13 protein-coding genes and 1 tRNA gene are annotated in these 13,506 nt (G+C 61.4%); 11 read left to right on the top strand and 3 right to left on the bottom strand.

Annotation, left to right across the window (positions count from 1 at the left end; all coding sequences use genetic code 11):
- The first annotated feature begins 62 nt into the window (after nt 1–62).
- From ACF8MC_RS16350 to ACF8MC_RS16380, 7 genes are all read left to right on the top strand, one after another.
- On the top strand, nt 63–1,592 hold the full coding sequence (locus ACF8MC_RS16350; RefSeq protein WP_164104777.1) for a 3-hydroxyacyl-CoA dehydrogenase NAD-binding domain-containing protein: 1,530 nt from the start codon (nt 63–65) through the stop codon (nt 1,590–1,592).
- 9 nt (nt 1,593–1,601) lie between these two features.
- Complete coding sequence (locus ACF8MC_RS16355) at nt 1,602–2,813, top strand: acetyl-CoA C-acyltransferase (RefSeq protein WP_033654197.1); 1,212 nt, start codon at nt 1,602–1,604, stop codon at nt 2,811–2,813.
- Nucleotides 2,814–2,828: 15 nt separating this feature from the next.
- Nucleotides 2,829–4,040 carry a 5-aminolevulinate synthase gene (gene hemA, locus ACF8MC_RS16360; protein WP_164104776.1) on the top strand — a complete coding sequence of 404 codons (1,212 nt, stop codon included), beginning with the start codon at nt 2,829–2,831 and terminating at the stop codon, nt 4,038–4,040.
- Entirely contained in the window at nt 4,037–5,209 is a 1,173-nt protein-coding gene (locus tag ACF8MC_RS16365; RefSeq protein WP_033646543.1) for an MFS transporter, read from the top strand. The genes hemA and ACF8MC_RS16365 overlap by 4 nt, the downstream gene beginning before the upstream one ends.
- Nucleotides 5,202–5,921 (top strand): enoyl-CoA hydratase-related protein, encoded by a 720-nt coding sequence (locus ACF8MC_RS16370; protein WP_164104775.1) that lies wholly within the window; start codon nt 5,202–5,204, stop codon nt 5,919–5,921. Before ACF8MC_RS16365 ends, ACF8MC_RS16370 begins: the two co-directional genes overlap by 8 nt.
- 122 nt (nt 5,922–6,043) lie before the next feature.
- Nucleotides 6,044–6,610 carry a GNAT family N-acetyltransferase gene (locus tag ACF8MC_RS16375; RefSeq protein ID WP_060420529.1) on the top strand — a complete coding sequence of 189 codons (567 nt, stop codon included), beginning with the start codon at nt 6,044–6,046 and terminating at the stop codon, nt 6,608–6,610.
- On the top strand, nt 6,594–7,154 hold the full coding sequence (locus tag ACF8MC_RS16380) for a hypothetical protein (protein ID WP_060430799.1): 561 nt from the start codon (nt 6,594–6,596) through the stop codon (nt 7,152–7,154). Before ACF8MC_RS16375 ends, ACF8MC_RS16380 begins: the two co-directional genes overlap by 17 nt.
- A gap of 110 nt (nt 7,155–7,264) precedes the next feature.
- On the opposite strand, the gene ACF8MC_RS16385 is transcribed toward ACF8MC_RS16380, so the two are convergent.
- Nucleotides 7,265–7,567 carry a putative quinol monooxygenase gene (locus ACF8MC_RS16385; RefSeq protein WP_033637930.1) on the bottom strand — a complete coding sequence of 101 codons (303 nt, stop codon included), beginning with the start codon at nt 7,565–7,567 and terminating at the stop codon, nt 7,265–7,267.
- A 382-nt stretch (nt 7,568–7,949) separates the two neighbouring features.
- Here ACF8MC_RS16385 and ACF8MC_RS16390 point away from each other — a divergent pair, with 382 nt between their 5' ends.
- Nucleotides 7,950–9,263, top strand: a complete 1,314-nt coding sequence (locus ACF8MC_RS16390) for an MFS transporter (RefSeq protein ID WP_164104774.1) — start codon at nt 7,950–7,952, stop codon at nt 9,261–9,263.
- A gap of 74 nt (nt 9,264–9,337) precedes the next feature.
- A complete protein-coding gene (locus ACF8MC_RS16395) occupies nt 9,338–9,841 on the top strand; it encodes a DedA family protein (RefSeq protein ID WP_039566658.1) in 504 nt (167 codons plus the stop codon).
- A 220-nt stretch (nt 9,842–10,061) separates the two neighbouring features.
- Here the strand turns inward: ACF8MC_RS16395 and ACF8MC_RS16400 are convergent.
- A tRNA-Lys gene (locus ACF8MC_RS16400) sits at nt 10,062–10,137 on the bottom strand.
- Between the two features lie 348 nt (nt 10,138–10,485).
- On the opposite strand from ACF8MC_RS16400, the gene cycA reads away from it, so the two are divergent.
- Nucleotides 10,486–11,886, top strand: a complete 1,401-nt coding sequence (cycA, locus tag ACF8MC_RS16405) for a D-serine/D-alanine/glycine transporter (protein WP_033637927.1) — start codon at nt 10,486–10,488, stop codon at nt 11,884–11,886.
- Between the two features lie 50 nt (nt 11,887–11,936).
- Here the strand turns inward: cycA and ACF8MC_RS16410 are convergent, their stop codons facing one another.
- On the bottom strand, nt 11,937–12,860 hold the full coding sequence (locus ACF8MC_RS16410; RefSeq protein WP_049235539.1) for a DMT family transporter: 924 nt from the start codon (nt 12,858–12,860) through the stop codon (nt 11,937–11,939).
- Between the two features lie 67 nt (nt 12,861–12,927).
- On the opposite strand from ACF8MC_RS16410, the gene ACF8MC_RS16415 reads away from it, so the two are divergent.
- Nucleotides 12,928–13,503: a helix-turn-helix domain-containing protein gene (locus ACF8MC_RS16415; RefSeq protein WP_033654204.1), complete on the top strand. Its 576-nt coding sequence runs from the start codon at nt 12,928–12,930 to the stop codon at nt 13,501–13,503.
- Nucleotides 13,504–13,506 lie beyond the last annotated feature (3 nt).

The following is a 13,506-nucleotide window of genomic DNA, read 5'->3' on the forward strand; positions in this document are numbered from 1 at the left end:
AAATCCAAAGAGATAATAAGCATTTGCGAATTTCGCATGGCATACAGTGACGGGGATTTTCTATGGCAGAAAGTAATGCGGCAATTCAATCGGCTGCGATTATCGGCGCGGGAACGATGGGCAGAGGCATCGCTTATCTTTTCGCGCAAAAAGGCATTCGCACGGTGCTTTATAATCGCAACGGCAATACCCTCAATCAGGCTCGCGAATATATCGTGCAAGACCTGAACAAGAAAGTCGAACAGGGCAAGATCGCGCTGCAGGATAAAGGCGCGGTGCTGGCCAATCTGGTGTTCACCTCGGCGTTTGAGACCATTGCCGACAGCGAGCTGGTGATAGAAACCATCGCCGAGCAAGAGCAAACCAAACTTGAGGTGCTGGCGGCCATCGCCGCGGCGGTCAAGCCCGACACGCTGATCGCCACCAATACCTCCTCACTGTCGCTTAACAAGCTGGCAACCGCGGTGACGCACAGCGAGCGGTTTATCGGTTTGCACTTTTTCAATCCCGCGCCGCTGATGAAACTGATTGAAATCATCCCGGCCTACTTTACCGCACGCGCCACCACCGAACGTTGCCGTCAGCTGGTGGCCGCGTTGGGGAAACGCGATGTCGTCTGCCAGGCCACGCCGGGGTTTATCGTCAACCGCATGGCCCGCCCCTACTACCTGGAAGGGTTCCGCCTGTTGGAAGAACACGTGGCGCGCGCGCCGCAGATCGACCGCGCCCTCAAGGCCGGCGGGCACTTTCGCATGGGGCCGCTCGAGCTGACCGATTTTATCGGCCAGGACATCAACTATCAGGTCAGCCGGCAAATCTGGCAGGACATGCAATACGATCCGCGCTATACCCCCGGCCATCTGCAGCGTTCGCTGGTCGATGCCGGTCTGTTGGGGAAAAAGAACGGCCGCTCCTATTTTGCCGCCGAAGAAAACGCCTTACCGGTAACGGCCGCCACCGATGCAGACGTCGAGACGCTGCGCGTTTACGGCGAACACCCTTTTTTTACCCTGTTGCAACAGCGGGCCGCGCTTCAGTGGCCACGGCTGCGCGTGGAGCAACGGCCGGCCTTACCGGGCCTGGGGCCGGCCGTCCAGATCAATGAGGCTTTCACCGTCAGCGTCACCGATGGCCGCACGGCGAGCCAGTTGGCGGAGCAGACGGCGGCGGATGCCTTTGTGGTCGATGTCGCCCTGAATTACGCCGACACGGCGTATCTGGTGGCAGCGCACAACCGCCACGCCTCTGCGGCCAATAAGGCGCTGTTTTTACGCCTGCTGCACACGGCAATCCCGCAGGTTGAATTTATCAAGGACTCCCCGGCGCTGATCGTCGCCCGCGTCCTCAGCAGCCTGATCAACGAGTCGGTGATCATGGTGGAAAGCGGCGTCTGCAGCCGGGAAGACATCGATGTCGCCGCCGTCGCCGGCGTTAACTACGCCGACGGCATTTTCGGCTGGCTCGATAGCCTGGGGGAGAAAAACGTCAGGACGACGCTGAGCAACATGGCGCAGCTGCTGCACGCGGCACGCTATGCGCCGCATTACACCCTTCTGCACGCCGCGCAACCGGCGCTGATGACCACGCCTTAAGGATCCATGATGAGCATTAACGATGACGGCGTTTATCTGATCGACGGCACGCGCACGGCGATTGGCGCCTATGGCGGCAGCCTGGCGCATACCCGCCCCGACGACATGGCGGCAACGATCATTCGCAGTCTGCTGCAGCGCCATACGGCGGCGGAAGCGAAGCTGGACGAAGTGGTGCTGGGCTGCGCCAACCAGGCCGGCGAGGACAACCGCAACGTCGCCCGCATGGCGGCGCTGCTTTCCGGGCTGGATCCGTCGGTGCCGGCCATCACCCTCAACCGCCTTTGCGCCTCTGGGTTGGATGCGGTGATCTACGCCGCGGCGAAAATCCGCAGCGGCCTTAGCGAACTGATTCTGGCCGGCGGCGTGGAAAGCATGAGCCGCGCGCCCTATGTGCTGAGCAAGGGCGACACGCCGTTCGATAAGGGGGTGAAGCTGTATGACACCACGCTGGGATGGCGCTTTGTTAACCCGCGGCTGGCGGAGCGCTACGGCAGCGATCCGCTCGGCATCACGGCGGAAAACGTGGCTCAACGGCAGCACATCTCGCGCGAGGAGCAGGATCTGTTCGCGCTGGCCTCGCAGCAAAAGGCCCGCCGGGCGATCGACAGCGGCCGGCTGGCGCGGGAAATCACGCCCGTGGACGTGCCGGCGGATCGCAAGACCACGCGTACATTCGCGCAGGATGAGTTCCCGCGCCTCAGCACGCTGCAGCAGCTGCAGGCGCTGAAACCGGCGTTCTCCGCCGGCGGTTCGGTCACGGCGGGCAACGCTTCCGGCATCAACGACGGCGCCGCCGCGCTGCTGCTGGCTTCCGGGCGCTACGTGAAACGCCAAGGGTGGCAACCGCTGGCGGAGATCGGCGACAGCGCGGCCGCCGGCGTTGAACCGGCGCTGATGGGGCTGGGGCCGATCGCCTCCACCGAGCGCTTGCTGCAGCGCGGTGGGTTCACCTTGAACGACTTCGACATCATCGAGATTAACGAAGCCTTCGCCTCACAGGTTCTGGCGGCGCTGAAACACTGGCGCATCGACGCCAACGACGCGCGGGTCAACCCGAACGGCGGCGCCATCGCGCTCGGTCACCCGCTGGGGATGTCCGGCGCGCGCCTGGTGCTGTCGGCGGCGCTGGAACTACGCGATCGGCAGGCCGGCAACGCATTGGTGACGATGTGCGTCGGCGTCGGTCAGGGGCTGTCATTAAACCTTAAAGCCGTTTAACACAAGGAACATACGATGAGCGTACTGAACATTCTTGAAGAAAAGCTGGCGGAAACCAAAAAACAGGGGCGTTTTCGCGAGTTCCTCAACCTTGAACGCGGCGTGCAGGACAAACCCTGGGCCACCAGCCACGGGCACCTCGGTGAGCGCCGCCTCAACGTCTGGTGCTCGAACGACTATCTGGCGATGAGCCACCACCCCAAAGTGCTGCTGGCCACCACCGAAGCGGTTAACCGGGTCGGGCTGGGCACCTGCGGCGCCCGCAGCATTTCCGGCACCTCGGTCTACCACAGTGAGCTGGAAACGCTGTTGGCCAGCGCCTACGGCAAAGAGTCGGCGCTGCTGTTCACCACCGGTTTCGGCGCCAACGACGCCACCTTGTCCACCCTGTGCGACGCCATTCCCGATCTGATCGTGTTCTCCGACGAGCTGAATCACGCCTCGATGATTTACGGTATCCGCTACAGCAAAGCGGAGAAAAAGATCTTCCGCCACAACGACGTGGCACACCTTGCCGAACTGCTGCAGGCCGCCGATCCGGCGCGGCCAAAGCTGATCGCCTTCGAGTCGCTGTATTCCATGGACGGTGACTTCGCCCCGCTGGCGCAGATCGTGGCGCTGGCGGAGCAATATCAGGCGCTGACCTATCTCGACGAGATCCACTCCGCCGGCGTCTATGGCGAACGGGGGCTGGGCTACGCCGAACAGCTGGGCCTGCTGGATAAAATCACCATTATTCAGGGTGGGTTCGGCAAATCTTACGGTGCGGCGGGCGGTTATATCGCCGCGCCCCGCTCGGTGGTGGAGGCGGTGCGCAGCTGGGCTCCGGCATTCGTCTTCAGCACCTCGTCGCCGGCGCCGGTGGTGGCCGCCGCGCTGGCCAGTTTTAAATACAACCTCGAGCATGACACCCAGCGCAAGCACCTGCTGGCGATCGTCGATCACCTGAAAACCGGCCTGCGCGCCGCCGGCATCCCGCTGGTGTCGGCCGACAGCCATATCCTGCCGCTGCGGGTCGGCGATCCGCACCGCAACAAACACATCAGCAAAGTGCTGCTCGATGAGCATGATATTTACGTGCAACCGGTCAATGCGCCGACGGTGCCCGCAGGCAGCGAGCGGCTGCGGGTGACGCCGACCTCGGCGCACTCCCATGCCGACGTGGAGACGTTCCTGGCCGCGCTGGGGCGGGTCTGGGCGGCGAACGATCTGCGGAGGGCGGGATGACGTTAGCGGATTATAACGGCCATCTGGTCACGCTCTGTCTGATGGCGACCGGCACGTTCGCCATCGGCACCGACGCCTTTATCGTCGCCGGCGTGCTCAGCGACATTTCCGACACCTTTGCCGTCAGCCCCGCGCAAGCGGGGCAGTTGATATCGGTATTCGCACTGGCTTATATGCTGTTCGCGCCGCTGACCGCCTGGCTGCTGGGCAACGTCAACCGCAAGCATATCCTGCAGCTGGCGCTGGTGCTGTTCATCGCCGGCAACCTGGCCTGCGCCTGGGCCACCAGCTACCTGCAGATCTCGCTCGGCAGAGTGCTGGCCGCATTGGGAGCAGCCTGTTACACGCCGCAGGCCGCCGCCGCCGCGGTGGGGCTGGTGGCGGAAAAACGCCGCGGCCTGGCCATTTCCATCGTCTATGGCGGCATGACGTTGGCTATTGCGCTCGGCATTCCGTTCGGTACCTTTCTCGCCAAACTGATCGGCTGGCGTGAAATCTTCCTGTTCATCGCCCTGCTGGGGGCGATTGCGCTGCTGGGCCTGTCGTTGGCGCTGCGCGCCATCGCGCCGCCGGGCAAGCATTCGCTGAAAGAGCGGCTCGCCCCGCTGCGGCAAAAGGCGGTGCTGACCACGCTGCTGATCACCTTTTTCGCCGTTTGCTCGGAACACATCGTCTATAGCTACGTCAGCGTATTGCTGAAAAACACCCAGTTCGGCCCGCAGGCGATCCTGCCCCTCGCGCTGCTGGTGTTCGGCATTGGCGCGGTGATCGGCAACTTTGCCTCCGGCGCGTTAACCGATGCCCTCGGCAGCAAGTTCGTGCTGCTGTTTTCCGTGGCGATCCAGACGCTGTCCCTGTTTCTGCTGGCCTTTTATGTCACTTCCCCCTGGTGGGTGCTGGCCATCTTCCTGGTCTGGGGCATCACCGGCTGGATGTACCTGGTGCCGATCCAGCATCACCTGTTGTCGCTGTCGAAACGCTTTGGCGCGCTGACCGTGTCGCTCAACAGCTCGGTGCTGTACGCCGGCATCGCGGCGGGCGGCATGCTGGGCGGCCTGACGCTCTACGCGCTGCCGGCCTATTACCTGCCGCTGTTTTCGCTGCCGCTCGGCGCCATCGCCCTGCTGCTGACACTGCTGTTTTTCCGGGGAGAGACCGGCAATGAGTAAAGCCCTTCCGGTGCTTTATGAGCGCCATGGCGAGCAGGTTGCGGTCATCACCCTCAATCGGCCGGAAAAAAAGAACGCCATCAACCTGCAGATGGCCGAGCTGATCCGCATTTACCTGCGGCAGGCGGATAACGATGACTCGGTGCGCGCGATCGTTCTGGCCGGTCAACCGGCGGTATTTTCCGCCGGCATGGATGTCGACGCCTTCCGTCAGGGCGAACTGCCCATCGTCACGCCGGAGGGGTTTGGCGGGCTGATCCATGCGCAGATCGCCAAGGTGATCATCGCCGCCGTTGACGGCATCGCGTACGGAGGCGGCTTTGAGCTGGCGCTGGCGTGCGATCTGATCGTCGCCGGCCAGAACGCGCGCTTCAGTTTCCCCGAAACCGGGCTCGGGTTAGTCGCCGCACAAGGTGGATGCGCGCGCTTGCCGACGCGCATTTCCCCCTATGTCGCACTCGACTGGCTGCTAACCGGCAGAACCGTCGGCGCACGGGAGGCGCTGTCGCACGGCGCCATTTCCCGTATCAGCGAGGGGGCGGCCCGGGATGAGGCGCTGCGCATCGCCGAACAGATCGCCGCAAAAGATCTTGCCGCCAGCCAAACGGTGAAGGCCATCGTGCGCCAGGGGCTGGCACGGCAAGAAGCCCCCTCATTCGCTTTTCAACAAGGCCCGGTCGAGCGCCTGCGCCAGGCTGCCGCCCGCCGATAATTCTCCCGCCGGTTCGCCTGAACCGGCATTTCCCGCTTTTCCGCCACCGCTCATTTTACGCAGCCCATCTCTCGGCGCCGGGTTACACTGCGGTAGCCCTAATGCGCTGATAAGGAAAAACAATGCGCCATTTGCCTCTGCTGACCCCCAGACTTCGCCTGCGCCCGTTCACCGCCGACGATCTGCCCGACTTTACCGCCTACCGCAGCCACCCGGACGTGGCGCGCTATCAAAGCTGGAGCGACTACAGCGCCGCCGATGCGCAGGCCTTTTTCGCACAGCAACGGCGGCTCGAATTCAACCGTGACGACAGCTGGTTTCAACTGGCGGTCGAACGCCGCGAGGACGGCGCGTTGCTCGGCGATATCGCGGTGCATTTCTTCGATGAGGGGCGCCAGGCTGAACTGGGCGTGACCTTCGCGCCCAGCCACCAGCGTCAAGGGCTGGCGCGCGAGGCGCTGAACGCCGTCATCGCCCTGCTGTTCGGGCCGCTGGCGAAGCACCGTATTACTGCGGTGGTGGACGCGCGTAATCTTGCCGCCGCCACGCTGTTCGGCAAACTGGGTTTTCGGCGCGAGGCCCATTGGCGGCAAAACGTGTTTTTCAAAGGCGCGTGGGGCGACGAATTCGGTTTCGCTCTGCTGCAAAGCGAATGGCGGGAGAATGCAAAGCATGACGCTGCTGAATAAATACCTTGGGCAATACCAGTTCTCGGAGCGGCATGCGATCGCCATCGCCGCGCCACAGGCGCGGATCCTGGCGGCCGTGGCCGCTTACGATCCCAAGCACGACCGTTTTTTCCGCAGCATGATAGCGCTGCGCGAATTGCCCGCGCGGCTGATGCCCCGCAATAAACCCAGCCCGCCGCCGTTTGGCCTGCATAACTTTTGCCTGCTTGAGCAGGATGACAGCGCGTTGGTCTATGGCCTGATCGGCCGCTTTTGGCAGGCTGAATACGGTCTGGAGCAGGTCGCTGACGGGGCGGGCTTTCTGGCCTTCGTTCAGCCCGGCGTCGCCAAACTGGCGCTGGGTTATGTCGTGAGCCCTCTGCCGGACGGCCGCTGCCGCCTGGTGACGGAAACGCGCATCTTCTGCCCCGACGACGCCAGCCGGCGGCGGTTTACCCCCTATTGGTATGCGATTCGCCTGGTCAGCGGGCTGATACGCCGCCGTATGTTGCGCGCCATTAAAACAGTCAGCGAAAAGCCGGCGGTGAATCATTCACCAGGCTGATTTATTTAAGAGCATTCTTAGAGAATGAAAATCATTATCAGCCTATTTTTTAATCACAACAAGATAGTAGTGAGAAGCCATTGACCCCGCCCCTGCGGGGATTTTTTCGCCTATTTATCACCTGTTTCAGGAAATACCTGCATAAACAGGAAGGTGCAAGGCTTGCGCTGATGCTGGTTGATCTGCGGCACCAGCCGGGTGAAATGCTCGGTCTGGCAATGCGCATCCAGGGCGGCGCGATCCGGCCAGCTTTCGATAAAAATAAAATGCCCGGGATCCTGCTGGTCGATACACAGCTCATAACTGATGCACAAAGGTTCCTGCCGGGTTTTCTCCACCAGCTCGCGATACCATGGCATAACGGTTGCAATGTGTTCCGGGTGGATAAAATCTTCAGCGATGACCTTCAGCATGTAGCGCTCCTGTATTTTGTTTTGCCGCGTTTCACCTTATATCCCCCCCTCACGAGATGAAAGCGCCTTTCTCCGGGTCTACAACCGGGTTGCCAATTCGGTGATAGCGCACACAGATCGCGATCAAAGCGCTTGAACGCGCCATAGCCCTGTGTGAACTTTTAATTAACAAGAAAGCAACATACCATTCACCGTGGTGATGTCTGCACCAACCTGCCGACTCGATACGCGGCGTTTTTTTCGCCCCTAAAGGCCTGACCATTAGTCCTTTAGACCTTTAAGGCTCACGAAAAAATCCGTGGTTACCGCCGTGTTGCGGGCAACGGCATCAGGACGGTCCTGTGACCGACGTTTGTCATTCTCAGAAGAGAGGTTATCGCCAGTGAATCACGCCACCTATGCCGCTCCAGCGCTCAACGCCGCCATCCGCAAAACCTGGCGCAGACTGGTGCCCTTGATGTTCGCCATGTACTTTGTCGCCTTTATCGACAGGGTTAACGTCGGCTTTGCCAAGGACGCGATGGCCATCGATATCGCGCTGTCGCAATCCGCCTTTGCCCTGGGCGCCGGGATATTTTTTGCCGCCTATGCGCTGTTCGGCATCCCGGCCAACCTGCTGATGAACCGCTGGGGCGCCAAACGCTGGCTCAGCTCCACCACCGCGCTGTGGGGGGCGCTGTCGGCCTGTACCGGGCTGGTGACCAACGAACAGCAGTTTATCGTCTTGCGCTTTCTGCTGGGGATCGCCGAAGCCGGCTTTTACCCCGGCATCCTGCTGCTCGCGTCGATCTATTTTCCCAATAAGGTGCGCGCCTCGGTGATCGGCATTTTCGTGCTTGGCGTGCCGGCGGCCCTGACGCTCGGCTCGCCGCTGTCGGGAGCCTTGCTGGAGATGCACGGCGTGCTGGGCAAACCCGGCTGGTTCTGGATGTTCGTGCTGGAGGGGCTGCCGGCCGTCGCCCTCGGCGTCTTCGCCTTTTTCTATCTCGACGATAGCCCGCAGCAGGCCCGCTTTCTGACCGAGGAAGAGCGTGCGGCGCTGGTGGCACAGTTGGCCGCCGAACAGCAGCAGACCGAAACCAGCAGCGTCAAAGCGGCGATGAGAAGCGGCAAAGTTTGGCATCTGGCGCTGATCTACGGCACCCTGCAAATTGGCGTGTACGGCCTGATGTTTTTCCTGCCGTCGCAGGTCGCCTCGCTGATGGGCACCCATCTCGGCTTCAAGGCCTCGCTGGTGGCCGCCATTCCTTGGGCGTTCTCTGCGCTGGGCGTCTATTTCCTGCCGCGCTTTGCCGACAGAAACACCGCCAGAAGATTACCGATCGCCGTCGGCTGCATGATCGCGGCGGCGCTGGGGTTGGTGGTCTCTTCCTATGCCGGCCCTTTGCTCGCTATCGTCGCCCTGAGCTGTTGCGCAGTCAGTTTCCTGGCGGTACAGCCGATTTTCTGGACGTTTCCCGCTCAGGTGCTCACCGGCCCGGCGCTGGCGGCCGGCATCGGCTTTTGCACTACGCTCGGCGCCGCGTTCAGCTTTTTAGCCCCGCTGATCCGCACCGAGGCGGAACAGCGTTTTCACAGCCCGCATGCCGGGCCGCTGGTGCTGGCCGCTTTCTCGCTGCTGTGCGCCGCGCTGTTGTGGGCGCTCAGAAACCGGCGCGCCGAGGTGAGCAAGCAAGACGCAGAGATTGCCGGATAGCGGCGCGTTATTTAACCCTTATTGAACCTGCGGATGGGACACTGGCACTCAGCCCCCTCGCCCGCAGGTGTTAAATGGATGAATTGACGCACATTATCGCCAAATACAGTCCGGAGCCGGAGATGTTGCTGCTGCTGATTTTCCTGTTTGCGCTGGGTAAATCCGTGATCTTCGTTTCCTCCATCCTGCCGCCCGCTTCGGTCACGCTGCTGATGGGCATCGTTGCGGGCAAGCACGCGCTGCCCCTCGGCGCCGTTTGGGCGGCCATCGCCCTCGGCGCCGCGCTGGGATCGATCTTGTCGTTCCACTGCGGCGCGCTGCTATGCCGCCGCGATCTTGGCCGCCGGCTGCCGGCACGCTTTCACGCGCCGCTGCGCAAAGCCCAGCGCGCCTTGCAAAAGAGAGGGCTGCCGCTGCTGTTCGCCTCGCGTTTTCTGGCGGTGATGCGCTATACCGTACCGCTGATGGCCGGCATGCTGAAACTGCCGCTGGGGCGCGTCTATGCCACCGCCGCGCTCTCGGCTGCCGCCTGGGCGCTGATCTTGATGTCGGCTGCGCATATATTCCCCGTACCTTGACCTGAAAGATTCTTGGGCAAATGTTCGGCCCATGCGCCGACGTTGCGCCAGCGCACAGCCTCTCTTGCCGTATAAACTGCGGTGCAACATCGCAGTTTGCGCCAGATCACCTTTCTGAACATCAGTCGAAAAATGCGAATTTTTTTGCAGAATGCGCGCTTAAAACGGCGCAATGAGGAAACAAACAGAGAAAAGTCCGAGCGTAACACGCTGATTTGGTTGGCGGGTCGTACAGAGTTCGAACCTGTGACCCATTGATTAAAAGTCAACGGCTCTAGCGACTGATCGAACAACTCAACGTGCTAAACTGTCTTACTCGCCGGCGCCGCTGTCGAACGCTTACACCCATTACTTTTTCTCATGCGAATTTTACAACCCTTTGTTTAATCAACGAGATAAGCCGCATAAGGTCTGTTAATCCCACGTTTTGAAGAGTAATCTTCCGCTCCCTGAACGTCCGATTTGCCTCCTCCGTGTAAGATTGATCGACTTTTATCCCGCGTATAAATGTTGTAAACATGTTGCACAAAGGTGGCGTTATTGCACTACCTTACTAAAGCCGGACCAACCGGATAAATGTATAAAAAAGAGCCACTTCAGAGCTCGCGACTTCACTAATGACAGGTAAAACAGGACATCATCAGATGGTAGATCACTCTAAAATAGCGACTGACGCGACGCCCGCTTCAGAAGATCATCTACGGCGAAACCTCACTAACCGACATATTCAACTGATCGCCATCGGCGGCGCCATCGGCACCGGTCTGTTTATGGGCTCCGGTAAAACCATCAGTCTGGCCGGCCCTTCGATCATCTTCGTGTACATGATCATCGGCTTTATGCTGTTCTTCGTGATGCGCGCCATGGGCGAGCTGCTGCTGTCCAACCTGGAATACAAATCGTTCAGCGATTTCGCCGCGGACCTGCTCGGCCCGTGGGCCGGTTTCTTCACCGGCTGGACCTACTGGTTCTGCTGGGTGGTCACCGGCATCGCCGACGTCGTGGCGATCACCGCCTACGCCCAGTTCTGGTTCCCCGAACTGTCGCAGTGGATCGCTTCGCTGCTGTGCGTGCTGTTGCTGCTCGGCCTTAACCTGGCGACGGTGAAAATGTTCGGTGAAATGGAGTTCTGGTTTGCGATGATCAAAATCGTCGCCATCGTCGGGCTGATCGTCGCCGGGCTGGTGATGATCGCCATGCAGTTCCAATCGCCGACCGGCACCGTGGCCTCATTCACCCATTTGTGGAATGACGGCGGCATGTTCCCGAAAGGCATCAGCGGCTTCTTCGCCGGCTTCCAGATTGCGGTATTCGCCTTCGTCGGCATTGAGCTGGTGGGCACCACCGCCGCGGAAACCAAGGATCCGGAGAAATCGCTGCCGCGCGCCATCAACTCGATTCCGATCCGCATCATCATGTTCTACGTGTTCGCCCTGATCGTCATCATGTCGGTGACGCCGTGGAGCTCCGTGGTGCCGGACAAGAGCCCGTTTGTTGAGCTGTTCGTGCTGATCGGCCTGCCGGCCGCGGCCAGCGTGATCAACTTTGTGGTGCTGACCTCAGCCGCCTCTTCCGCCAACAGCGGCGTATTCTCCACCAGCCGCATGCTGTTCGGGCTGGCGCAGGAAGGCGACGCGCCGAAATCGTTCGCCAACCTGTCCAAGCGCGCGGTGCCGGCCAACGGCCTTACCTTCTCCTGCATCTGCCTGCTGGGCGGCGTGGTGCTGATTTACCTGATCCCGAACGTGATGACGGTCTTCACCCTGGTGACCACCGTATCGGCGATTCTGTTCATGTTCGTCTGGACCATCATCCTGTGCTCGTACCTGGTCTACCGTAAACAGCGCCCGGCGCTGCACCAGAAATCGATCTACAAGATGCCGGCCGGCAAACTGATGTGCTGGGTGTGCATGGCATTCTTCGTGTTCGTGCTGGTGCTGCTGTCGCTGCGCGAAGACACCCGCCAGGCGCTGATCGTCACCCCGCTGTGGTTCATCGTGCTCGGCCTGTCTTACGTGTTCCTGCGCAAGAAGAAAACCGCGTGATGCAAAAGGGGCGGATATCTCCGCCCCTTCCTGCTTTCTATGTCTCTGCGCTAATCCGCTTCCGTCGCCACCGCCGCTTTATCCCTGCGCCGCACGCGCAGCTCGCTGACCACCACCCCGATTACAATCAACGCGCCCCCCAATAACGCCACGCCCGGTAAACGCTCGCCGGCCAACCGCCCGACGATGCCCGCCCAGACCGGTTCGCCGGCGTAAATCACCGTGGCGCGCGTCGGCGAAACGCTGCGCTGCGCCCAGTTCATGGTCAGCTGAATCAAGGCGCTGGCCAGCCCCAGCCCAATGGCGCTGTACAGCAGGTAATCCGAATACGGCGGCGGCGACTCGCCGGTCGGCGCCATCATCAAAAAGGAGGCCAGCGAGGCGGTCGCCAGCTGCACAATGGTCACTCGGCGGATATTGACCTTGCCGGCGAAGGCGCCGATCAGAATGATCTCTGCCGCCATGCCCAGGGTGCCGGCCAGCGTCAGAATTTCACCGAGGCTCAGCGCCATGTCGGTGCTGCTCGGCGCCGCCAGCAGCATCAGGCCGGTGAAGGCCAGCAGAATGCCGATCCACGACATGATGCCGGGGAAGCGCCCCAGCACCAGCCATTGCAACAGAGGCACGATCGGCACGTACATGGCGGTGATAAACGCCGATTGGCTGCTGGTGATGGTCTGCAGGCCGACGGTTTGCATGCTGTAACCGAACATGATCGCCAGCCCGATCAGCACGCCCGCCTTCAGTTCATACCGGGTCAGGCCGCGCAGCACGCGCAGCGAAAACAGCGTCAGCGCCAGCGTGGCGGTGGCGAAACGCAGGCCGACGAAAAAGAACGGCCCGCTGACCTGCATCGCGTGATGCACCGCCAAAAAGGTGCCGCCCCAGATCATGGTGATGAAAATCAACACCGCTTCCGGCAACCTGATTTGCGGAACCACGGCGGAAATAAAGGATTTTTTTGCTGCTGACACCGACTTGCCCTTCCTGCTGAGTGCAATATAATGCACAGATCCTGCCAGTATGAGATAAAGTCCGGCGATGAGCAATACGGCGCATAACGCAAAAACCGATCCTCCCAAGGTGCTGCAATACCTGAGCAGCAATCTGCGCGGCTACCGCCAACGGGCGGGCCTGAGCCAGATGGCGCTGGCCGAGCTTTCCGGCGTCAGCCGCCGCATGCTGGCGGGCATCGAGGCCGGCGATCGCAACGTCAGCCTGGCGGTGCTCGACAAGATCGCCGCCGCCCTGGCGATTTCTTTCACCGATCTGATCCAGGCGCCGGAGGCGCGCGGCAGCCATCTGGTGGGTGAGTTGGCCTGGCAAGGCGCGCAGCCGGGCAGCCAGGCGCTGTTCGCCGCCAGCGTGCCGGCGCGGCAACGGGCCGAGCTGTGGGAATGGACGCTGATGCCGGGCGAGCGCTATGACTCTGCCCCGGACGCCGAAGGCTGGAGCGAAATGATCTACGTGATTGCCGGTACCCTGACGCTGGAGCTGGAACAAGGCACGCTGACGCTCAGCGCCGGCGCCGCACAAACCTTCAACAGCGATCAACGCTACGCTTACGCCAACCACGGCAACCTGCCCCTGCGCTTTATCCGCAACGTCGCCTTCTGACCG

It is taken from the genome of Serratia sp. LACPHL-BACT-2024-00286, assembly GCF_043109535.1.
In the GTDB taxonomy this organism is placed as follows: domain Bacteria; phylum Pseudomonadota; class Gammaproteobacteria; order Enterobacterales; family Enterobacteriaceae; genus Serratia; species Serratia sarumanii.

Coding starts and splice junctions, on each gene's coding strand:
- ACF8MC_RS16350 (WP_164104777.1), top strand. CDS start 63: ATGGCAGAAAGTAATGCGGCAATTCAATCGGCTGCGATTATCGGCGCG.
- ACF8MC_RS16355 (WP_033654197.1), top strand. CDS start 1,602: ATGAGCATTAACGATGACGGCGTTTATCTGATCGACGGCACGCGCACG.
- hemA (WP_164104776.1), top strand. CDS start 2,829: ATGAGCGTACTGAACATTCTTGAAGAAAAGCTGGCGGAAACCAAAAAA.
- ACF8MC_RS16365 (WP_033646543.1), top strand. CDS start 4,037: ATGACGTTAGCGGATTATAACGGCCATCTGGTCACGCTCTGTCTGATG.
- ACF8MC_RS16370 (WP_164104775.1), top strand. CDS start 5,202: ATGAGTAAAGCCCTTCCGGTGCTTTATGAGCGCCATGGCGAGCAGGTT.
- ACF8MC_RS16375 (WP_060420529.1), top strand. CDS start 6,044: ATGCGCCATTTGCCTCTGCTGACCCCCAGACTTCGCCTGCGCCCGTTC.
- ACF8MC_RS16380 (WP_060430799.1), top strand. CDS start 6,594: ATGACGCTGCTGAATAAATACCTTGGGCAATACCAGTTCTCGGAGCGG.
- ACF8MC_RS16385 (WP_033637930.1), bottom strand. CDS start 7,567: ATGCTGAAGGTCATCGCTGAAGATTTTATCCACCCGGAACACATTGCA.
- ACF8MC_RS16395 (WP_039566658.1), top strand. CDS start 9,338: ATGGATGAATTGACGCACATTATCGCCAAATACAGTCCGGAGCCGGAG.
- cycA (WP_033637927.1), top strand. CDS start 10,486: ATGGTAGATCACTCTAAAATAGCGACTGACGCGACGCCCGCTTCAGAA.
- ACF8MC_RS16415 (WP_033654204.1), top strand. CDS start 12,928: ATGAGCAATACGGCGCATAACGCAAAAACCGATCCTCCCAAGGTGCTG.